This is a genomic window from Agromyces badenianii, from assembly GCF_003070885.1.
In the GTDB taxonomy this organism is placed as follows: domain Bacteria; phylum Actinomycetota; class Actinomycetes; order Actinomycetales; family Microbacteriaceae; genus Agromyces; species Agromyces badenianii.
The window spans coordinates 2,724,254-2,744,447 of sequence record NZ_CP028913.1 but is presented as its reverse complement, the minus strand read 5'-3'; the positions used below and the strand labels follow the sequence as shown (position 1 = coordinate 2,744,447).

Sequence of the window (20,194 nt, the reverse complement as noted above, 5' to 3'; positions counted from 1 at the left end):
GCGACACCGGTCGTTCCCCCGCGAACCAGTCTACGTTCCCGCCCTGCTGCGTGCTCGACGAAGCCCCGTCGGTCGGGTGGGCACCGCCGACCGTGCAGCCGCTCGCACGGTCGTGCTGCCGCGCAGCGCGACCGCGAGCAGGGCCAGCGCGATCACGGCCTGCACCGGGCCGAACCCGGTCACGAGCACGACGGCGATTCCGGCGACGCCGCAGACGGCGTCGACCGCCGCCGATCGGGCGGCCGGCCGCGACTCCGACGCAGCGGGGGCCGCATGCGGCACCGGGCGATGAGCCCGCCCCCGCTCGAAGCGTGCGAACAGCAGGGTGACGGGCACGACCGCGGCGGCGGCCACGCTCAGCCACACCGGTCGGGTCGCCCACCAGTCGGCGCTCAGCGGCTCGGGCAGCGCGAGGCCGGCGCCGGCGTTCGCGACGAGCAGCCCGCCCGCGAGGGCGACGAGCACCGGCATGTGCCAGAGGTATATCGTCATGGCGCGCTCTCCGACGGCCGACACGAGCCGCGAGGCATCCGCCCGCTCGACCCAGGCCCTGATGCGCGGGCGCGCCAGCTGGAAGAGCGCGAGCTGGGCGACGCCGAGTACGACCAGGCAGAGGGTCGGCGGGTTGAGGTTCACGTACATGTCGCCCGAGTACGGGCCGGCGACCGTGAGCACGGCGAGCAGCGTCAGGGATGCCGCGGCGACGCCCCACAGCGCGGAGGGCGCGAGCCGGTCGAGACCGCCGTCGGCGAGGTGGAAGCCGAGCTGCTGCACGAGCAGCCACACGAGCAGCAGGTTCAGGAAGCCGATCGCCTCGATGCCGGTCGAGAAGCGCAGCGCATCGACGGCGACGACTGCCGCGAGCAGCACGATCGGGGTGAGCATGCGGGCTCGCTCGTGGGCGCGCACCATGAGCGGCACGAGCGCCGACGTCGCGAGGTAGACGCCGAGGAACCACAGCGGCTGGCCGATGCGGAACCCCGCGGTCGCGACGAGTTCGGGTGCGAGACCGGCCGGGGCGAGCCAGACGAGCGAGCCGGCCACGACGGCCACGACGGCGATCGCGGGCCGCACGAGGCGTTCGAGCCGGGCCCGCACGTACTCGGCGCCGCTCGCTCCTCGCGACCGCATCGACCGCCAGTGGTGGAAGCTCGAGAACCCGCCCGCGATGAAGAACAGCGGCATGATCTGCACGACCCAGCTCACCGGCGCGAACCAGGCCTGATGCTCGATGGCGTTCTGCAGCACCGGGCCGTCGGCGCCGACGCTGACGCCCACCATCATCGCGTGCAGGGCGAAGACGACGACGAGCAGTGCCACGCGGATCGCGTCGACGCTCGGGTCGCGGGCGACGCCCGACGAGCGGGGTTCGGATGCCGCGGCGCGAGCCGCCGGAACGACCCGGGTGATCCCCGGCGAGCGTACGAGTGCGTCGGTCATGACCGGCTCCGTCCGGGCGGCCCTTCCGCCCACGCGAGCAGGCTAGGAACGCGGTGCCGCGCCGATCATCACCCGGGGGAGCGGTTCGCCGCCCCTACGGCGGTGCGCTCGGGAGCCCGACGGCGCCCTACCGGAGTAGGGGCGGGACGGAGGTCAGGAGCCCGGCTGCACGAGCCCGGTGTCGTATGCGAGCACGACGGCGTGCACGCGGTCGCGGAGCCCGAGCTTCGAGAGGATCTTGCTGACGTGCGTCTTGACCGTCTGCTCGGCGATGAAGAGGGCGGCGGCGATCTCCGAGTTCGAGAAGCCGCGGCCCACGAGGGTGAGCACCTCGCGCTCGCGATCGGTGAGCTCGGCCAGGCGAGTGCCCGACGGGCGCGGCGGCGGCCCGGAGCGGGCGAAGTCCTCGATGAGGCGACGGGTGACGCTCGGCGCGAGCAGCGCGTCGCCGGCGGCCACGATGCGCACGGCCGCTACGAGCTCTTCGGGCGTGGCATCCTTCAGCAGGAAGCCGCTCGCCCCGGCGCGCAGTGCCTCGTAGACGTAGTCGTCGATGTCGAACGTCGTGAGCATCAGCACCCGCGGCACGTAGTCGCTCGATCGCGGCGGGGTCTGCAGCGCGAGCGTCGCCTCGAGGCCGTTGCGGCCGGGCATGCGCACGTCCATCACGACCACGTCGGGTCGCAGCTCGTGCGCCATCGACACGGCCTCGTCGCCGTCGGCGGCCTGCCCGACGACCTCGATGCCGGGCTGGGCGGCGAGCACGGCGGCGAACCCGGCGCGCACCATCGCCTGGTCGTCGGCGATGAGCACCGAGATCGTCACGCCGTACCTCCGTCGGACCCGATCGGCAGGGTCGCCAGAACACGGTATCCGCCATCGGGACGCGCGCCGTACTCGGCGCGCCCGCCGAGCAGGGCTGCGCGCTCGTCGATGCCGATGAGGCCGTGGCCGCCGCCCTTCGCATCGGGCGCCGGGGCGGCCGTCGCCGCCTCGTTGTCGATGCACACGACGAGGTCGTCGGCGTGCATCTCCACCGAGACGAAGGTGGGTGCGCCGGGGGCGTGCCGCACGACGTTGCTGAGCGCCTCCTGCACGATGCGGTACGCGGCCGTCGCGGCGAGCCCGGCGTCGGGCAGCGATTCGGCGACGCCGAGCGTCACCGGCACCCCGGCGCGCTCGACGGATGCCGCGAGCTCGGGCAATTCGGCGAGGCCGGGCTGCGGCGCGGTCTCCGCAGCGGTGTCCGCGCTCCGGAGTACCCCGAGCAGTTGCCGCATCTCGGTCATCGCCGCGCGAGCGGATACCGCGATCTCGGCGAACTCGGTCTTGGCCCCCTCGCTCAGCCCCTCGACCCGGTAGGGCGCACTCGTCGCCTGCACGTGGATGATCGACAGCCCGTGCGCGACGACGTCGTGGAGTTCGCGGGCGATGCGATTGCGCTCCTCGACGAGCAGGCGTCGCTGCTGCTCCGATGCCGAATGCGCGCGCTCGCGGAAGAGCTCGACGCCGATCAGCCGGCGCTGGGCGACGAGCACGGCGATGGAGAAGGCGAGCGCCGTGACGGCCGCCCCCGTCACCATGTTGGCCGCGGCGCCCGCATCGACGAAGGCGAACGGGAACGTGACGACGACTGCGGCGACCCAGGTGATGAAGCCCACCCGCCACTCGAACATCAGGCCGAGCACGATGAGCAGTGCGCCCTGCGCGATGATCGACGTGACCGGCCACGGCCACGGCGGCCCGTCGGAGCCGGACGCGAGCAGCGCGAAGGAGAGGAGGCCGGCCGCGGAGAGGCCGGCAGCGACCCATGGCAGTCGCACCGAGAGGGGCAGGGCGCCGGCGACAGCGAGGCTCGTGCCGAAGGCCGCGAGCAGGTGCACGCCGTAGATCGTCGCGGCCAGGGGAACGGAGACCGACAGCAGGGTGATCGCGAGGAGCGAGGTGGTCACCCACATCCACGCGCGGAACTGGCGCTCGTCGTCGGTGATGTGGACCGGATTCGCGGGCATCGCGGGCATCGCGGCGCTCCGCGGTCGGTGCGGCTTCGCCTGCTTCGGCTTCGACTTCGACTTCGTCGCGGATGTCGCGGATGTCGCCGACGCCGCGGATGCCGCCGGCCTCGGCGGCACGCCCGGCGCCGGCGGTGCGGGCGGCACGGGTGCCGACGCATCCGACGGGCGTGGAGTGGGCTGCTGGATCGGGGCCATGATGCCAGTACTCAACCACGCGGTGCGCGCCGTCGCATCCCTCGTCAGAGCGATTCCCCGCCCCTACGCCGGTACTGTGCCCGGGTGCGGGTCAGCCGTGCGGTCGGCGCCCCGCGGGCGGGGTCACCGCGTCGACGACCGCGTCGGGCCGCATGGCCGCCGAGGCGCGCACATCGCGCCGGCGTTGCGCGCGATTGATCGAGATCAGCCGGGCGTCGCGAAGCGGCAGCTGCACGCGCTCCTCGGCGGCGACGCCGGCACGCAACTGGCGTGCCCGCTCGACCTCGGTGTCGAGCACGGCGCCGAAGAGCATCGCGAGGTTCGAGAGCCAGACCCACAGGAGGAAGGCGATGACCCCGCCGAGCACGCCGTAGACCCGCTGGTAGTTGCCGACCCCGAAGACGTAGACGGCGAAGAGCGCCGTCGTGATGATCCACGCGAGCAGGGCGCCGACCGCGCCGACGCTGAACCAGCGCAGGTTCCGCCGCCGCACGTTCGGCCCCGCCCAGTAGAGCATCGCCATCACGAGGATGCCGATCGCCGCGAGCACGGGGATCTTGCCGAGATCCCACCAGAAGGCGACGCCGTCGTCGAGCCCGAGCACGCTCGCGGCGGCCTCGGCGACCGGTCCGGTCACCGCGAGGCCGACGGCGGCGATGGCGCCGAGCACCACCAGCACGGCCGACACCGCGAGCATCGCGGGGCGCATCTTCCAGAACGGGCGGCCCTCCTCGACCTCGTAGATGCGGTTCATGCCGCGGCCGAAGGCGCCCACGAAGCCCGACGCGGCCCAGAGTGTGCCGACGAGGCCGGTCACGAACGCGAGGCCCGCGTGGGAGGCGTTCAGCAGCTGGTCGATGGGCTCGCTGAGAGCGTCGACGACGGATGCGCCGCCGAGCTCCTCCACGACGCTCATCACGTCGGCCATCACGGCCTCGGCGCTCCCGAAGATGCCGAGCAGCGCGAGGGCGGCGAGGAGCGCCGGGAAGACCGCCAGCAGCCCGTAGAAGGTGAGGGCGGCCGCGATGTCGTGCACCTGGTTGATGCGGTACTCGTGCACCGTGCGGGTGAGGATGACCCGCCAGTCGTCGCGCGAGAGCTGCACCGGCGAGTCGTTGCCGCTCGAGTCGCGGGCGCCCGAGCCGTTGCCGTCCGAGCCGTTGCCGCTCGAGCCGTCGCGTGCGTCGCCGCGGCCTGGGTCGTCGTTGCGTCGGCCGAGGCCGGGTGAGTCGTGCTCGGGCATGCCGCCTCCCATCGGGAACGCCCCGAGCCTACGACGCGCGGCCGGCTTCGGCACAGGGGTTGCCGAGTGCCGAGCGGGCGGCACGGAGTCGGGGGGCGGCACCTCGCGGCTCAGCCGAGGTGCGCGTGCAGGAACGCCGCCACGCGGGCGCGGAGCGTCTCGTCGAGGATGCCGATCGAGTGATCGACGCCCGGCACGACCACGAGTTCGACGGGCACGCCCGCCGCCGCGAGGGTCTGGGCGAATCGCTGCGACTGGCCGAGCGGCACGACCTCGCGCTCGGCGTGGCCGATGAAGAACGGCGGATCGCTCGGGTCGGCATGGGAGCCGGCCGAGGCATCCGTCGCCTGAGGGCACTGCGCATCGCTCGCTCCGGGCGGGCAGTCGAGGTACTCGCCGACGATGCGGTGCAGCCAATCGGATGCCTCGTCGGCCGCGAGCTCAGCCGCACCGAGTTCCACGGGGCCCGAGAGCTCGGCGACCGCCGCGACCCGCGAGCCCTCGTCGAGCGGACCGTCGCCGGTCGTGCCGAGCAGGGCGGCGAGGTTGCCGCCGGCCGAACCGCCGAACGCGCCGATGCGATCGGGGTCGATGCCGAATCGCTCGGCCTGCTCGGGCGAGCGCAGCCACTCGACGGCGAGGGCGACGTCGTCGATCTGGGCCGGGAAACGGACGTCGGGCACGAGCCGGTAGTTGACCGATGCCGCGACGAAGCCCTCGCTCGCGAGCCACAGGCAGACGTTGCGCCAGTCGGAGTTCGCCTTGTCTCCGCGCGCCCAGCTGCCGCCGTGGATCGAGACGACCGCGGCTCGGGACTCGACCGGGAACCCGACGCGCGCCGGGGTGCAGACGTCGAGGGTGAGCAGCGTCCCGTCTTCGCGGGCACCGTATTCGAGATCAGGCTCGACGCCGATGCCGGCCGGCGCCGTGAAGGTGCGAATGCCGATGATCGCCGCGCTCGCGACCTCGCTCGCGGCGTCGGAGCCCTTCGGGTCGATCTCCCGCAGCTGCTGGTGGAACCCCGAGAGCGCGCCGACGCTCGCGATGGCGGCTGCTGCGGCCGTGACGGCCCAGAGCACCCGCCTGGCGCGGGTGCCGGAGCCGCCTGTGCGTCGGGTCGAGGTCACACCGGGCTCCGGGTTCAGGGGTGGAGTGATGCTACCTCACGCCAGGGTCGTTGGAAACGCTTCCCGTCGTCGCTGTGGGGGCCGCGATGAGCGTCTTCGCGAAGCACACCGAGTGCGGTTCGCCGACGTACTGGCCGAACTGCGGAATCAGGCGGTACCCGCGCCGCGCATACAGCGCCTGCGCCGCGTCGTGCAGGTCGCCGGTCTCGAGCACGATCTCGATGATGCCGCGGGCGGCGGCATCCGCCTCGATGCGGTCGAGCAGCGCCGCGGCGACGCCGCGCCCGCGAGCCTCGGGATCGACGAACATGCGCTTCAACTCGCCGCGCGAGGCATCCGCTTCGGCGACGAGCGCGGCGATGCCGACGGCGCGGTCGCCGTCGCGGGCGACGTAGAAGGCCACCTCTGCGCGTTCGAGCGTCGCGATGTCGAGCAGGAAGCTGCTCTCCGGCGGGTAGAGGCTCTCCGCGTAGGCGGTGCTGCCGTCGAGCAGGCGCTCGACCTCGGGCTGGCGGGGCGGTTCGACGGCGACGGTCACTGAGGGGTGCACCCGCCGAGCGTACGCCGCGTGCGTTTCCCGGGTGTTACCGGCGCGGCCGGCGTTCGTGAAGGGCTCGCGGTCGGATGCCTCGTGCGGGACTTTCCCAGAAGATTCCGGTATCGTTGCCGAGTCGGTTCTGGACACCGCGCCGTGCGCGGATGGGTTTGTGAGTCCAAAGGGCCGGTTTCGGGGCATCAGGCCTCGGATAGTCACCGTATGTGAACGGCCCCGGTCGACGATGCTCCGGGTTCTCAGTGTGCTGCGCCTGCAGTGGCGCTGCCATGTACACGAGTACAACCCAGGAAGTCACCATGCCCAAGAACAAGAAACCCCAAGGCGGCAGGCCCGCCAAGAACTTCGATCCCTCGTACGCGAAGGGCGGCTCGAAGGGCGGCCCGGCGCGCGCCGGTTCGTCGAAGCCCGGCTCGCGCAGCGAGGGTCACCGCGGCTACCGCCCCGAGCCCGCCGACGCCCCGCGCAAGGAGCGTTGGTCGCGCGAGGAGCGCGTCTCCACCGGCCGTGCCCCCCATCGCTCCGACCGCGACGGCCGTGACGAGCGCGCACCGCGTTCGTTCGACCGCAACGATCGCCCGGCGCGTTCCTTCGATCGTGACGACCGCGCGCCCCGCTCGGGTGAGCGGAACGACCGCGCGCCCCGCTCGTTCGACCGCAACGACCGGCCGGCACGCTCCAACGACCGCGACGAGCGTGCGCCCCGCTCGTACGACCGGAACGATCGCGGCGACCGCGCGCCCCGCTCGTTCGACCGCAACGACCGTCCGGCTCGCTCCTTCGACCGCGACGACCGTGCACCTCGCTCGTTCGACCGCAACGACCGCCCCGCGCGTTCGTTCGATCGCGATGACCGTGCGCCCCGTCGCGATCGCGACGACCGCCCTGCGCGTTCCTTCGACCGCGACGACCGTGCACCCCGTCGCGATCGCGACGACCGCCCCGCGCGTTCGTTCGACCGCAGCGACCGCCCGGCTCGCCCCGCCTACCGCGAGGACCGCCCCGCGCGATCCTTCGACCGCGATGACCGGGCCCCTCGCCGTGACCGCGAGGACCGCCCCGCGCGTTCGTTCGACCGCAGCGACCGCCCGGCGCGTTCGTTCGACCGCAGCGACCGCCCGGCGCGTTCGTTCGACCGCAGCGACCGCCCCGCCCGCTCCTACGACCGTGCCGACCGCGCGCCTCGCCGCGACGTCGACCGCCCCGGCTTCGCCGACTCCGGTCGCCGCGATTCGAGCTTCTACCCGGCCAAGGAGCAGGGTCACCGCTTCTCGCCGAACGACGACGTCGTGCTCGAGCGCCTCGAGGCCGAGGCCATCCAGGCGACCGACGCCGAGGGTGTGAGCTTCGCCGACCTCGGTCTCGGCGGCAACGTCGTGCGCGCCCTCAAGGAGCTCGGCGCCGAGTCGCCGTTCCCGATCCAGGCCGCGACCATCCCGGTCGTGCTCGAGGGTCGCGACGTGCTCGGCCGCGGCAAGACCGGCTCGGGCAAGACCATCGCCTTCGGCGCCCCGACCGTCGAGCGTCTCATGTCGCTCTGGGCCGAGTCCGGCAAGGCCGGCGGCAAGCGCCAGATGGGCCGCAAGCCCCGCGCGCTCATCCTCGCCCCCACCCGCGAGCTCGCGCTGCAGATCGACCGCACCGTGCAGCCCATCGCGCAGAGCGTCGGCCTCTTCACCACGCAGATCTACGGCGGCGTGCCGCAGCAGCGCCAGGTCGGCGCGCTCCAGCGCGGCGTCGACATCGTGATCGGCACGCCCGGACGCATCGAAGACCTCATCGAGCAGCGCCGACTCGACCTCTCCGAGGTCGTCATCACGGTGCTCGACGAGGCCGACCACATGTGCGACCTCGGCTTCCTCGAGCCGGTGCAGCGCATCATCCGTCACACCGCCGCGGGCGGCCAGAAGCTGCTCTTCTCGGCGACGCTCGACAAGGGCGTCGCAACGCTCGTCGACGAGTTCCTCGTCGAGCCGGCCGTGCACGAGGTCGCCGGTGAAGACCAGGCCTCGTCGACGATCGAGCACCGCGTGTTCGTCATCGGCAACCACGAGAAGCGCGACATCGTCGCCGAGCTCGCCAACCGCGCGGGCAAGACCCTCGTCTTCAGCCGCACCCGGGCGTTCGCCGAAGACCTCACCGAGCACCTCGAGGACTACGGCATCCGCGCGGTCGCCCTGCACGGCGACCTGAACCAGTCGCGTCGCACACGCAACCTGCAGCAGCTGACTTCGGGCCGGGTCAACGTGCTCGTCGCAACGGATGTCGCGGCGCGCGGCATCCACGTCGACGACATCGATCTCGTGATCCAGGCCGACGCGCCCGACGAGTACAAGACCTACCTGCACCGCTCGGGCCGTACCGGCCGCGCGGGCAAGGCCGGCCAGGTCGTCACGCTCATCCCGCGCAACCGGCAACGCCGCATGACCGAGCTGCTCGACCGCGCCGAGATCGACGTCGACTTCGTCGACATGCGCCTCGGCGACGACTTCGCCGGCGAACTCGAGCGCGGCGCCGCCGAGGTCGGGGCCGAGTCGGTCGTGGCCGAGCAGACGGCCGAACTCGCTGAGACGGTCGAGGTCGTCGAGATCGTCGACGTCGTTGAGGCCGTCGACACCGAGTCCGCCACCGCCGACGAGAAGCTCGCCGGCTGAGTCGCGCACCACTCGATCGAAGGCCCGTATCCCGTGTGGATGCGGGCCTTCGTCGTCACCGGGGCATCCCTGAGTTCTGACCCCCCTTCGGCCCACTAGGCTCGCGCCATGCGCCTCGTGAATGTCGGCATGGCCGCCGCCCTCGTCCTGCTCCTGATTGGCTGCGCCGCGCCTGACCCGGCACCGACGCCGGTCGCCGAGCCGACGCCGGTGAAGGGCGCTCCCGCAGGACCGTTGACGTGCGGAGATCTCGTGTCGGGTGCGCACCTCGCGGCCGCGATGACCGGCAGCGACGCCATCGCGCCCGAGCCGGTGCGGGCGATCCGGCCGACCGATGCGTTCGACGCCGTGGAAATCGCCGCGGCGGGTGGCCTCGGTTGTTCCTGGCGCGTTGGCGAGGCGCCGACCACGATCTACGCCCGTGGCGCCGACGTTGCGTACCTCACCGTCGAGGTGCTGCCGGATGCAGCTGAGCAGTGGCAACCGGCGTGGGCCGGTGACGCACCCTCCGACGACACGCTGGACATCAGCGGCATCAAGGTATCGACAACGGTCGGTGAGTCGGGCTGGCAACTCACGGCACCCGTCGGAGACGCATGGGTCGCCATGCGCCTGAGCGCACCCGGTCTCGGCACGACGGGCACGCGCTACGACGGCCTTCCGCCCGAAGAGGTCCTCGCCAGGCTGGGAACCGTGGCCGAGTCGGTGTTCGGCGCGGTGGAGGAGGCGACGCCCGCGCAACTCGCGTGGCCGGCCGCCGCGTCGCAGAGACAGGGAGACGCCGTCTGCAACGGCGGCCTCGACCCGCAAGCCATCGGTATGGCGCTCGACACGACGTTCACCGAGGCCGAGGTCGACGACCCGACGACGCGCGCTCCGCAGTCGTTCGAAGAGGCGGTCGCGGGCGCGTCTCGGTCGTACTCGTGCGACTACCTCACCGACAGTCAACGCGGGCCGCGCATCTCGGTCGTCCACGGCGCTGGTGTCTTCTTCGACCTATTGGGGCAGTACGACGTCTCGACGGCGTTCGCACCGCTCGATCTCTCGGCCGTCGCAGGTGCGAGCGGTGCCGACGCCGCGATCGTTGCGCTGGTGACCGACGGCCCGTCCTCGCCGGTGCTGATGAGGGTCGGTGACTCGGTGTACGAGGTCACGAGCCACGACGGGGCGACGGCGGTCGCCGAGGCGATCCTCGCGCAAATCCGCTGACCTACAGCGCAGCGCACCCACGATCGGCGCGGGCAGAGTGAGTCGGGTGGCGCCCGAGGCATCCATTTGCCATAATTACCTTCTGAACGGTCGGTCGGGAATTCGGGACCGGTCGAATACCGCGCACCTGCCTACGCTGGGTGCAGCGTTCCACGGACAGTGCGGTCAGGAGTGAACCATGGCGGAGGCCTACCTCGTCGGCGGAGTGCGTACGCCGGTCGGCCGCTACGGCGGCGTGCTCGCCGGAGTGCGGCCCGATGACCTCGCGTCGCTCGTCGTCGGGGAGGCCTTGCGCCGGGCCGGCCTCGAGCGGGCGGCCATCGAGGCCGGCGCGATCGACGAGGTGATCTTCGGTGCGGCGAACCAGGCCGGCGAAGACAACCGCAACGTCGGCCGCATGTCGGTGCTGCTCGCCGGACTTCCCGACTCGGTGCCGGGCATCACGGTCAATCGGCTCTGCGCCTCGGGCATGTCGGCCATCACGATGGCGGCGCAGGCGATCCGGGCCGGCGACGCCGACCTCATCATCGCCGGCGGCGTCGAATCGATGACCCGCGCGCCGTGGGTGCAGGCCAAGCCCGAGCGGCCGTGGGCGAAGCCCGGCGCCGCCTACGACACGTCGATCGGCTGGCGCTTCCCGAATCCGAGACTGCTCTCGCGCGACAAGGCGACCTTCTCGATGCCCGAGACGGCCGAAGAGGTCGCGCGGGTCGACGGCATCACGCGCGAAGAGGCCGATGCCTTCGCGCTGCGTTCGCAGCGGCGCGCCGAGGCAGCCATCGCGGCGGGCCGGTTCGAGGCCGAGATCGTCGGCGTGGCGACGGCGCGCGGCGAGGTGCTCGTCGACGAAGGTCCGCGGCCGGAGACGACCCTCGAGGCGCTCGCGCGCCTGCGCGCCGTCGTGCCCGGTGGCTCGATCGTGACGGCGGGCAACTCGAGCGCCCTCAACGACGGGGCTTCGGCCATCGTGGTCGCGAGCGCCGAAGCGGTCGAGCGCTACGGGCTCACACCGCGGGCGCGCGTCGTCGTCGGCGCCTCTGCCGGGCTCGCGCCCGAGATCATGGGCCTCGGCCCGGTGCCCGCGACCGAGAAGGCGCTCGCCCGCTCGGGCCTGTCGATCGCCGATCTCGGCTCGATCGAGCTCAACGAGGCGTTCGCCACCCAGTCGCTCGCCGCGATGCGCCGGCTCGGCCTCGACCCCGAGCGGGTCAACGCCGACGGCGGGGCGATCGCGCTGGGGCATCCGCTCGGCTCGTCGGGGTCGCGCCTCGTGGTGACGCTGCTCGGCCGCATGGAGCGCGAGGACTCGCGCTACGGCCTCGCCACGATGTGCGTCGGAGTGGGCCAGGGCAGCGCACTCATCGTGGAGCGCGTGAAATGAGCGCGACGACGCGTCGGGCCGCGCCTGCGGGCCTCGGGCGACCGTGCGGGCCACCGTGCGGGCAGTCGTCAGGCATCGATCCGTCGATCTTCGCCCTTCGTCTCGCCTTGTTGGGCGAACATCGACGGATCGACCGGGGAGCGAGGCGCGACGATGAGCGCGGCGACGGATCGACCGGGAGCGGGGCGCGTGCGATGAGCGCGACGACGGATCGACCGGGGAGCGAGGCGCGATGATGGGCGCGACGACGGATCGACCGGGGAGCGAGGCGCGATGATGGGCGCGACGACGGATGCCGCGAGCTCACCGCTCCTCGTCGAGCGGCACGACGACCGGGTCGTCGCCACGCTCAATCGGCCGGGCAAGCGCAACGCGATCGACCAGGCGACGATCGATGCGCTCCACCTGCTCTGCGCCGAGCTCGAAGCGATGCCGCGCACCCTCATCCTCACCGGTGCGGGCGGTGTCTTCGCCTCGGGCGCCGATATCGCCGAGCTTCGCGAACGCCGAGCCGATGACGCGCGCGCGGGCATCAACGCGAACGCGTTCGTGCGCCTCGCGCTGCTGCCGATGCCCGTGATCGCCGCCCTCGACGGGTACGCGCTCGGCGGCGGTGCAGAGCTCGCGTATGCCGCAGACATCCGCATCGCGACGCCCACGCTGAAGATGGGCAACCCCGAGACGGGCCTCGGCATCATCGCCGCGGCCGGCGCGAGCTGGAGGCTGAAGGAGATCGTCGGCGACGCCCGCGCGATCGAGCTGCTGCTCACGGGCCGCACGATCGGCGCCGCCGAGGCGCTCGAGATCGGGCTCGTGAGCGAGCTGCATCCGGCCGACGAACTGCTCGCGGCCGCCCACGTCATCGCCGACCGCATCGCCCGCAACGACCGGGCCGCGACGATCGCGACGAAGCGCGTGTTCCGCGCCCAGCGGGGCGAGCACCCCGCCGTCGACCTCGAGGAGCAGGCCGTGCTCTTCGAGAGCCCCGAGAAGTTCCGGCGCATGACCGAGTTCCTCGAGAGGAAGCAGAAGTGAACGAGACCGCAACAGGCGCTCCTGCCGATGTCGGCGTGCTGGGCGGGGGGCGCATGGGCGCCGGCATCGCGCACGCCTTCCTGCTCGCCGGATCCCGCGTCACGGTCGTCGAGCGCGATGCGGATGCCGCGTCGGCGGCGTCGGGCCGGGTGCTCGAGTCCATCGCGGCGTCCGTCGCGAGGGGCACCGCCGACGACGACGAGCCGGCCATCGCCTCGCGCTTCGCGACGTCGACCGACGTGCAGGACTTCGCCCGCTGCGACGTCGTCGTCGAGGCCGTGCCCGAACAGCTCGAAGTGAAGATCGACGCGCTCACCCGCGTCGAGTCGGTGCTCGCGCCCGGCGCCGCCCTCGCCTCGAACACCTCGTCGATCTCGATCGACCAGCTCGCGGCCCTGCTCGACCGGCCCGAGCAGTTCCTCGGGATGCACTTCTTCAACCCCGTGCCCGCCTCGACGCTCGTCGAGATCGTGCGCGGCGAGGCGACCGACGGGCCGCTCGTCGAGCGGGCGCGCGGCTGGGTGCACGCGATCGGCAAGACGCCGATCGTCGTCGCGGATGCCCCGGGCTTCGCCTCGTCACGGCTCGGGGTCGCACTCGGGCTCGAGGCGATCCGCATGCTCGAAGACGGCGTCGCCTCGGCGGAAGACGTCGACGCGGCGATGACCCTCGGCTACAAGCATCCGATCGGGCCGTTGCGCCTGACCGACATCGTGGGCCTCGACGTGCGACTCGGCATCGCCGAGTACCTCTCGTCGACGCTCGGCGAACGCTTCGCCCCGCCCGCGCTGCTGCGGCGCCTGGTCGCCGAGGGCAAGCTCGGCCGCAAGACCGGCGAGGGCTTCTACCTCTGGGATGCCCCGTGAAAGGAACACCGATGACCGAGATGCTGCCGAGTTACGTGAACGGCGAGTGGTGGACCCCTGATGGCGAGGCGGCGGGCGCGACGGAGGTGCGGGACGCCTCGACCGGTGAGCTCGTCACCCGCGTCTCGACCGCGGGGCTCGACCTCGGCGCCGCGCTCGAGTACGCCCGCACCGTCGGGCAGGCCTCGCTCGGCGAGCTCACCTTCCACCAGCGGGCGGTGCTGCTGAAGCAGATGGCGCTCGCGCTGAGCGAGCGGAAGGCCGAGCTCTACGAGCTCTCGGCGCGCACCGGCGCGACGAAGCAGGACTCGTGGGTCGACATCGACGGCGGCATCGGCGTGCTCTTCACGTACTCGTCGAAGGGGCGTCGCGAGATGCCGAACTCGAAGGTCTACGTCGACGGCGCGGTCGAGAACCTCTCGAAGGACGGCTCATTCCTCGGGCGGCATATCTACACCCGCCTGCCCGGCGTGGCCGTGCAGATCAACGCCTTCAACTTCCCGGTATGGGGATCGCTCGAGAAGTTCGCGCCCGCGTTCCTCGCCGGGGTTCCGACGCTCGTGAAGCCCGCCACGCCGACCGGATACCTCGCCGAGGCCTTCGTGCGCATCCTCGTCGAGTCGGGGCTGCTGCCCGCGGGCTCGTTGCAGCTCGTCTCGGGCAGTGTGCCCGAGCTCTTCGACCACTTGCGGCTCGGCGACCTCGTCGCCTTCACCGGCTCGGCGTCGACCGCCGAGAAGCTGCGCGCCCACGCCTCGGTGCAGACCGGCGGCGTACGGTTCACGAGCGAGACCGACTCGATCAACGCGAGCGTGCTCGGCACCGACGCGGTGCCGAGCACCCCCGAGTTCGACGCGTACGTGAAGCAGCTCGTCGCCGAGATGACGACGAAGGCCGGGCAGAAGTGCACGGCGATCCGCCGGGCGATCGTGCCCGGGGCATCCGTCGAGGCCGTGATCGCCGCCGTGCGGGCCCGCATCGCCGAGCGGGTGGTCGTCGGCGACCCGCGCGCCGAGGGCGTCACGATGGGCCCGCTCGCCTCGCTCGCGCAGCGCGACGAGGTGCTGCGCCAGGTCGGCCGGCTCGAGGCAGGCGGCGGCGAGCTCGTCATCGGCTCGACGGATGCCCCGACCGTCACGCTTCAGGGCGGCGCCACCGGCGAGGCATCCGATGGCGCCTTCGTCGCCCCCATGCTGCTGAGATTCGCGGATGCCGCGAGCCCCGCGCTGCACGAGGTCGAGGCGTTCGGCCCGGTGTCGTCGATCATCGGCTACGACTCGCTCGCCGAGGCCGCCGCCCTCGTGGCGCGTGGCGGCGGATCGCTCGTGACGAGCGTCGCGACGCACGACCCCGAGGTCGCCGTGGCGCTGGCGTCGGGCATCGCGGCCTACAACGGCCGCGTGCTGTTCCTCGATCGCGACGACGCGCGCTCGTCGACGGGCCACGGCTCACCGCTGCCGACCCTCGTGCACGGCGGCCCCGGGCGGGCGGGCGGCGGCGAGGAGCTCGGCGGCATCCGTGCGGTGCTGCACCACATGCAGCGCACGGCCGTGCAGGGATCGCCCGAGATGCTCACCGCCCTCACCGGCGTGTGGCACGCCGGGTCGGAGGCGCGCCCCGGCGGAGTGCATCCGTTCCGCAAGTCGCTCGCCGAACTGCGCATCGGCGATCAGGTCGTGTCGGGTTCGCGCACCGTGACGCTCGACGACATCGAGACCTTCGCGGCGTTCACGGGCGACACGTTCTACGCGCACATGGATGAGGATGCGGCATCCGCGAACCCGTTCTTCCCGGGCCGGGTCGCGCACGGGTACCTGCTCGTCTCGTGGGCTGCGGGTCTTTTCGTCGACGCGGCGCCGGGCCCGGTGCTCGCGAACTCGGGCCTCGAGAACCTGCGTTTCGTCACGCCGGTGTCGCCCGGCGACTCGATCCGGGTCGAGCTCACCGCGAAGCAGATCACGCCGCGCGAGACCGACGAGTACGGCGAGGTGCGCTGGGACGCGGTGCTGCGCAACCAGGACGACGAGCTCGTGGCGTCGTACGACGTGCTCACGCTCGTGGCGAAGGAGCTCGCGCCCGCCTGAGCGCCGGGGTCATTCGACCGATGCCAGCACGGCATCGACGAACCGCGCCGCGAGGTACGCCTGCCCGGCATCGTTCAGGTGGAGCCGATCGCCGAGATCGAAGTCGGGGCTGTTGGCCTGGTCGAGCCAGGGGCTCGGGGCCGCGGGGTCGATGTAGACGGCGCCGGCCTCCGTCGCCGTGGCTCGGATCGCACCGGACTCGTCGCGATTGCCGCCGCCGCCGAATGGAGCGGTCGGGCCGAAGACGATCACGTCGGCATCGGGCCATGCCGTGCGTGCTGCCTGCACCGTCGCGGCGACGTTGGCCCGTTCGGTGGCGGCCGGCACGAGGAGGTCGTTGAGGCCGCCCTGCAGGATGACGAGGTCGTAGGCGCCCCCGGCCTCGGCGTGCCTGCGAACCCGATTCGCGTAGTCGAGCCCCGTTCGGCCGTCGGCGGCGAGGCCCTGGGTGAACCCGGTGCCGCTGACACCGTCGATCGTGGCCTGCCATCCACGATCGTCGGCGACGAGATGGGCCCAGTCGGTGCCGGGAGCGATTCCGTACCCCTCGGTGAAGGAGTCGCCGATGATCAGGACCTCGGCACCCTCGGCGAGGCGCGACGGGGAGAGCGTGGCGGCCGCCGCGGGGGGCGTGGGCGCCGTCGGGGAGGCGGCGGAACTCGCAGAAGGCACGGGCGGCGAGCTGCACGCGGTGAGCAGCAGGGCGACGACCGCAGCGAACGGCGCCACCGTCGACGCGACACGGTGATGACCAAGACGCTTCGATCTCATCACGACGATGCTAAGCGAAGCGACGCGGATCAGCCGCGCAGCGCGAGCACGAAGGGCAGCACCTCGGTTGCGCCCGCCCGGCGCAGCTCGCGCGCGGCGATCGTGAGGGTCCACCGGCTGTCGGCCTGATCGTCGACGAGCAGCACGCCCCCGGGCGGCATGGCGAGGCCGTCGGCCGAGAAGCGATTCCACAGCCCGGCGAGCCGGAACGCGCTGTTGCCGCCCGGCTCACCGCTCGGGCCGCCGTTGTCGTGCTCGAGCGCGCCGAGGTAGGGGAGTCGCCCGACCTCGGCGAGGCCACGGGCGAGGGAGTCGACGAGCAGCGGGCGCGAGCGCGACGGCATGGCGACGACCGCGACCGGGCGCTCGGCCCAGCCCCAGCCGGCGAGCACGCGCACGCACGCGGCGAGCACCTGCGGTGACACGGGGGCGTCGGGGGAGCCCGGCGCGAAGAGCTCGCGCAGGGTGCCGCCCCAGCCGAGGTCGGTGAGTCGGGCGAGCGCGCGCCCTTCGCCTGCCTGCTCGGCCGGGGCGATGCGGCCCTTCACGTGCACCCCGAGACGGTCGGCACCCGTCGGCCACGCGCGGCGCGGTTCGATGGGCACGCCGACGCGGTCGAGTGATTCGGCGGCGGTGGCGCTCGCGGATGCCGCGATCTCACGTGGATACCAGACGCCCGCGCAGTTGTCGCACCGCCCGCAGGGCGCGGCCGTGTCGTCGTCGAGCGATCGCTGCAGGAACTCCATGCGGCATCCGTCGGTCTGCTCGTAGTCGATCATGTGCTGCTGCTCGGCGAGGCGCTCGGCGGCGATGCGCTCGTAGCGTTCGGCGTCGTAGACCCACGGGGTGCCGGTCGAGACCCAGCCGCCCCGCACCCGGCGCACGGCGCCGTCGACGTCGAGCACCTTGAGCAGCAGCTCGAGCGGTGTGCGGCGGATGTCGACCATCGCCTCGAGCGCGGGTGTGGACATCGGCACGTCGGAGAGGGCGCCGATGACGCGCTCGGCACGCTCCTGATCGGGCATCGACGCCGTCGCGAAGTAGTGCCAGATGGCGCCGTCTTCGGTGCCGGGGAGGAGAAGCACGTCGGCGCTCTCGCTCGCGCGCCCGGCGCGCCCGACCTGCTGGTAGTAGGCGACGGGCGACGACGGGGCGCCGAGGTGCAGCACGAAGCCGAGGTCTGGCTTGTCGAAGCCCATGCCGAGCGCGCTCGTCGCGATGAGCGCCTTCACCTCGTTGCGCTTCAGCATGCCCTCGGACTCCGCGCGTTCGTCGGTGTCGGTCTGGCCCGTGTAGGCGCGCACCTCATGGCCGCGCTCGCGCAGCAGTCGAGCCGTGTCGTTGGCGGCGGCGACGGTCAGGGTGTAGATGATGCCCGAACCGGGAAGGTCGTCGAGGTGGCTGAGCAGCCACGCCAGGCGGCTCGGAGCGTCGGGCAGCCGCAGCACCCCGAGTCGCAGCGAAGACCTCGCTAGCGGCCCGCGAATCGTGAGCACGCCGGTGCCCGCGTCGGTGCCCGCCCCGGAGCCGTCGGCCGAGCCCTCGGCCGCACCGGTGCCGAGCTGCTCCGCGACATCCGCCACGACCCGGCTGTTGGCGGTCGCCGTCGTGGCGAGCACCGGCACTTCGGCGGGCATCTGCGAGATGAGCTCGCGCAGCCGCCGGTAGTCGGGCCGGAAGTCGTGCCCCCAGTCGCTGATGCAGTGCGCCTCGTCGACGACGAGCATGCCGATGCGGCGCACGAGCGCGGGCAGCTGCTCTTCACGGAAGCTCGGGTTGTTGAGCCGCTCGGGCGAGACGAGCAGCACGTCGACCTCGTCGCGGTCGAGCTGGGCGAGCACGTCGCCCCACTCGTGTGCATTGGTCGAATTGATCGCCACCGCGCGCACGCCGGCGCGCTCCGCCGCGGCGATCTGGTCGCGCATGAGCGCGAGCAGTGGCGAGACGAGCACCGTCGGGCCCGCGCCCCGCCGACGCAGCAGCAGGGTCGCGACGAAGTACACCGCCGACTTTCCCCACCCGGTGCGTTGCACGACGAGCGCGCGTCGACGCCCTTCGACGAGGGCCTCGATCGCCTCGAACTGGCCGTCGTGGAAGCCCGCGTCATCACGCCCTACGAGTTCGCGCAGCGCGGCGAGTGCGGCGCTCTGGGTGTCGGTCGCGATCGGCGTCATCCCCCCAGCATTGCGGATGCCGCTGACAGCTCGCCCGCCGTTCTCATTTCGCGCGATTTTTTCCACCTCAGACGCTGATTCCACGTAGACGCTGAATCCATCTCGGATACGGAGTCCATGTCGAACACGGGGGCCGGGTCGGACACGAGCCCATGTCAGACGCGGATTCGGTATGCCAGTTTCGCCTCATCGATGAGGCGGAACTGGCATACCGATTGGGGAGCACGAGGTGCATCGATCTCAGTGCGGTGAGGAAGGAGGGGTGAGGAAGGAGGGGTGAGGAAGGAGGGGTGAGGAAGGAGGTGGGTATCCGGCAGCCGGGCCGTGGTGAGGAATACGGCGATCAGCGGATGCCGCAGGCCCGCCTTAGCGAGGAATCTCGACGCATACGAACTCGACGCATACGAACGACGCAGAGACAGCCTCGACACAGAGACAGCCTCGACACACAGAGAGAACCAGGAGTCGCCATGTTCATCTCGGAAGTCAGCTTTCCCCACCTGATCGCAGCGAGCGACGAGCGCCTCGCCGAGGAACTGGAGCGGCGCCGGATCGTCGACGAGCGGCGCGCGGAGGAGGCGTCGCCGATGGGGCGTCGGGCTCGACGAGCGGCGTCGCATCGCGGCATCCGTCGGGCCGTCGACCCGAGCCTGGGCGGCTCCGCAACGGCGTGGGCCCGCGCCGGCAGGGGCTGACGGGCGCGGAGGACGGCTCGACCGGGCAGCTCAGCCGAGCAGCTCGAGCGGGCAGCTCAGCCGAGCAGCTCGTCGACGCGGTTCGAGGTCGGCATGCGCAGCCCGTCGAGCGCGACGGCGATGACGTCGTCGGCGAGCTTGTCGGCGTCTTCGCGGCCGCCCGGGCGGTACCACTCGACGATCGAGTTGATCATGCCGAATGTCAGGCGCGCGACGACGCTCGCGTCGATGTCGGAGCGCAGCGTGCCCTCGGCCTGCGCCTCCTCGACGAGTGCGGTGACGGCCTTGTCGAAGGCACGACGCCGGGCGAGCGCGCGGCGTTCGACTTCGGTGTTGCCGCGCACCCTCAGCAGCAGGGTCACGGAGGAGAGCTTCGCGACGAGCACCCGCACGGCGCCGCGGAGCACGTGGTCGACCCGGTCGGCCGCGCGTCCGCCCGCGGCATCCGCTTCGCTCAAGACGCCCTCGAGCGCGCCGAGCGCATCGTCGAGTGCGCGTTCGAGGATCTCGTCTTTCGAGGCGAAGTGGTGGTAGATCGCCGACTTCGACAACCCGAGGCGGTCGGCGAGCACGCCCATCGAGGTCGCGTCGTAGCCGTACTGGTTGAAGGCGGCGACAGCGACCTCGAGGATGCCCTGCTGGTCGTAGCCGGGGCGCCCGCGTCGAAGTGATCCGTTCTCTGACATCTGCCTCAGTCTTCCATTCTCGGCCGGTGCCGTCTCGACACGACGTGAATCGGCGTCACCTTGCGA

General features: G+C 72.1%; 16 protein-coding genes. 7 read left to right on the top strand and 9 right to left on the bottom strand.

What is annotated here, in order from left to right:
* Window positions 1-30 precede the first annotated feature (30 nt).
* The 6 genes from DCE93_RS12930 to DCE93_RS12905 all read right to left on the bottom strand — a co-directional run bounded on the left by DCE93_RS12930 (window position 31) and on the right by DCE93_RS12905 (window position 6,570).
* Window positions 31-1,440: an acyltransferase family protein gene (locus DCE93_RS12930; RefSeq protein WP_108596238.1), complete on the bottom strand. Its 1,410-nt coding sequence runs from the start codon at window positions 1,438-1,440 to the stop codon at window positions 31-33.
* Between the two features lie 153 nt (window positions 1,441-1,593).
* Window positions 1,594-2,265, bottom strand: a complete 672-nt coding sequence (locus DCE93_RS12925) for a response regulator (protein WP_108596237.1) — start codon at window positions 2,263-2,265, stop codon at window positions 1,594-1,596.
* Window positions 2,262-3,650, bottom strand: a complete 1,389-nt coding sequence (locus tag DCE93_RS12920) for a sensor histidine kinase (protein ID WP_108596236.1) — start codon at window positions 3,648-3,650, stop codon at window positions 2,262-2,264. Before DCE93_RS12920 ends, DCE93_RS12925 begins: the two co-directional genes overlap by 4 nt.
* A 91-nt stretch (window positions 3,651-3,741) precedes the next feature.
* The gene (locus DCE93_RS12915) at window positions 3,742-4,893 is read right to left on the bottom strand and encodes a YihY/virulence factor BrkB family protein (RefSeq protein WP_168186229.1); all 1,152 of its coding nucleotides are present in this window, start codon (window positions 4,891-4,893) and stop codon (window positions 3,742-3,744) included.
* A gap of 110 nt (window positions 4,894-5,003) precedes the next feature.
* Entirely contained in the window at window positions 5,004-6,020 is a 1,017-nt protein-coding gene (locus tag DCE93_RS12910) for an alpha/beta hydrolase (RefSeq protein ID WP_168186228.1), read from the bottom strand.
* A 31-nt stretch (window positions 6,021-6,051) separates the two neighbouring features.
* On the bottom strand, window positions 6,052-6,570 hold the full coding sequence (locus DCE93_RS12905) for a GNAT family N-acetyltransferase (protein ID WP_235825150.1): 519 nt from the start codon (window positions 6,568-6,570) through the stop codon (window positions 6,052-6,054).
* 302 nt (window positions 6,571-6,872) lie between these two features.
* Here DCE93_RS12905 and DCE93_RS12900 point away from each other — a divergent pair, with 302 nt between their 5' ends.
* The 6 genes from DCE93_RS12900 to paaZ all read left to right on the top strand — a co-directional run bounded on the left by DCE93_RS12900 (window position 6,873) and on the right by paaZ (window position 15,802).
* On the top strand, window positions 6,873-9,227 hold the full coding sequence (locus DCE93_RS12900; RefSeq protein WP_108596232.1) for a DEAD/DEAH box helicase: 2,355 nt from the start codon (window positions 6,873-6,875) through the stop codon (window positions 9,225-9,227).
* A gap of 108 nt (window positions 9,228-9,335) precedes the next feature.
* Complete coding sequence (locus DCE93_RS12895) at window positions 9,336-10,436, top strand: hypothetical protein (protein WP_108596231.1); 1,101 nt, start codon at window positions 9,336-9,338, stop codon at window positions 10,434-10,436.
* Window positions 10,437-10,614: 178 nt separating this feature from the next.
* The gene (locus tag DCE93_RS12890; RefSeq protein ID WP_108596230.1) at window positions 10,615-11,817 is read left to right on the top strand and encodes a thiolase family protein; all 1,203 of its coding nucleotides are present in this window, start codon (window positions 10,615-10,617) and stop codon (window positions 11,815-11,817) included.
* A gap of 273 nt (window positions 11,818-12,090) precedes the next feature.
* Entirely contained in the window at window positions 12,091-12,852 is a 762-nt protein-coding gene (locus tag DCE93_RS12885; RefSeq protein WP_244284172.1) for an enoyl-CoA hydratase/isomerase family protein, read from the top strand.
* The gene (locus DCE93_RS12880; RefSeq protein WP_108596229.1) at window positions 12,849-13,718 is read left to right on the top strand and encodes a 3-hydroxyacyl-CoA dehydrogenase family protein; all 870 of its coding nucleotides are present in this window, start codon (window positions 12,849-12,851) and stop codon (window positions 13,716-13,718) included. Before DCE93_RS12885 ends, DCE93_RS12880 begins: the two co-directional genes overlap by 4 nt.
* A gap of 11 nt (window positions 13,719-13,729) precedes the next feature.
* Window positions 13,730-15,802, top strand: coding sequence for a phenylacetic acid degradation bifunctional protein PaaZ (paaZ, locus tag DCE93_RS12875; RefSeq protein WP_108596228.1), 2,073 nt, complete (start codon window positions 13,730-13,732; stop codon window positions 15,800-15,802).
* Window positions 15,803-15,811: 9 nt separating this feature from the next.
* Here paaZ and DCE93_RS12870 read toward each other — a convergent pair whose 3' ends face one another.
* Both DCE93_RS12870 and DCE93_RS12865 read right to left on the bottom strand, forming a co-directional pair.
* Window positions 15,812-16,573 carry an SGNH/GDSL hydrolase family protein gene (locus DCE93_RS12870; protein ID WP_108596227.1) on the bottom strand — a complete coding sequence of 254 codons (762 nt, stop codon included), beginning with the start codon at window positions 16,571-16,573 and terminating at the stop codon, window positions 15,812-15,814.
* A 29-nt stretch (window positions 16,574-16,602) separates the two neighbouring features.
* On the bottom strand, window positions 16,603-18,747 hold the full coding sequence (locus DCE93_RS12865; RefSeq protein WP_108596226.1) for a RecQ family ATP-dependent DNA helicase: 2,145 nt from the start codon (window positions 18,745-18,747) through the stop codon (window positions 16,603-16,605).
* A gap of 470 nt (window positions 18,748-19,217) precedes the next feature.
* Between DCE93_RS12865 and DCE93_RS12860 the strand changes: the two genes are divergently transcribed.
* Window positions 19,218-19,442 (top strand): hypothetical protein, encoded by a 225-nt coding sequence (locus DCE93_RS12860; protein WP_108596225.1) that lies wholly within the window; start codon window positions 19,218-19,220, stop codon window positions 19,440-19,442.
* 56 nt (window positions 19,443-19,498) lie between these two features.
* Here the strand turns inward: DCE93_RS12860 and DCE93_RS12855 are convergent, their stop codons facing one another.
* Window positions 19,499-20,128, bottom strand: a complete 630-nt coding sequence (locus DCE93_RS12855) for a TetR/AcrR family transcriptional regulator (RefSeq protein WP_108596224.1) — start codon at window positions 20,126-20,128, stop codon at window positions 19,499-19,501.
* Between the last annotated feature and the right edge of the window lie 66 nt (window positions 20,129-20,194).

Bases quoted from the DNA above. Each gene is read 5' to 3' on its own strand.
- DCE93_RS12930 (WP_108596238.1), bottom strand. From the start codon at position 1,440: ATGACCGACGCACTCGTACGCTCGCCGGGGATCACCCGGGTCGTTCCG.
- DCE93_RS12920 (WP_108596236.1), bottom strand. From the start codon at position 3,650: ATGGCCCCGATCCAGCAGCCCACTCCACGCCCGTCGGATGCGTCGGCA.
- DCE93_RS12915 (WP_168186229.1), bottom strand. From the start codon at position 4,893: ATGCCCGAGCACGACTCACCCGGCCTCGGCCGACGCAACGACGACCCA.
- DCE93_RS12900 (WP_108596232.1), top strand. From the start codon at position 6,873: ATGCCCAAGAACAAGAAACCCCAAGGCGGCAGGCCCGCCAAGAACTTC.
- DCE93_RS12895 (WP_108596231.1), top strand. From the start codon at position 9,336: ATGCGCCTCGTGAATGTCGGCATGGCCGCCGCCCTCGTCCTGCTCCTG.
- DCE93_RS12890 (WP_108596230.1), top strand. From the start codon at position 10,615: ATGGCGGAGGCCTACCTCGTCGGCGGAGTGCGTACGCCGGTCGGCCGC.
- DCE93_RS12885 (WP_244284172.1), top strand. From the start codon at position 12,091: ATGATGGGCGCGACGACGGATGCCGCGAGCTCACCGCTCCTCGTCGAG.
- paaZ (WP_108596228.1), top strand. From the start codon at position 13,730: ATGACCGAGATGCTGCCGAGTTACGTGAACGGCGAGTGGTGGACCCCT.
- DCE93_RS12870 (WP_108596227.1), bottom strand. From the start codon at position 16,573: ATGAGATCGAAGCGTCTTGGTCATCACCGTGTCGCGTCGACGGTGGCG.
- DCE93_RS12865 (WP_108596226.1), bottom strand. From the start codon at position 18,747: ATGACGCCGATCGCGACCGACACCCAGAGCGCCGCACTCGCCGCGCTG.
- DCE93_RS12860 (WP_108596225.1), top strand. From the start codon at position 19,218: ATGTTCATCTCGGAAGTCAGCTTTCCCCACCTGATCGCAGCGAGCGAC.
- DCE93_RS12855 (WP_108596224.1), bottom strand. From the start codon at position 20,128: ATGTCAGAGAACGGATCACTTCGACGCGGGCGCCCCGGCTACGACCAG.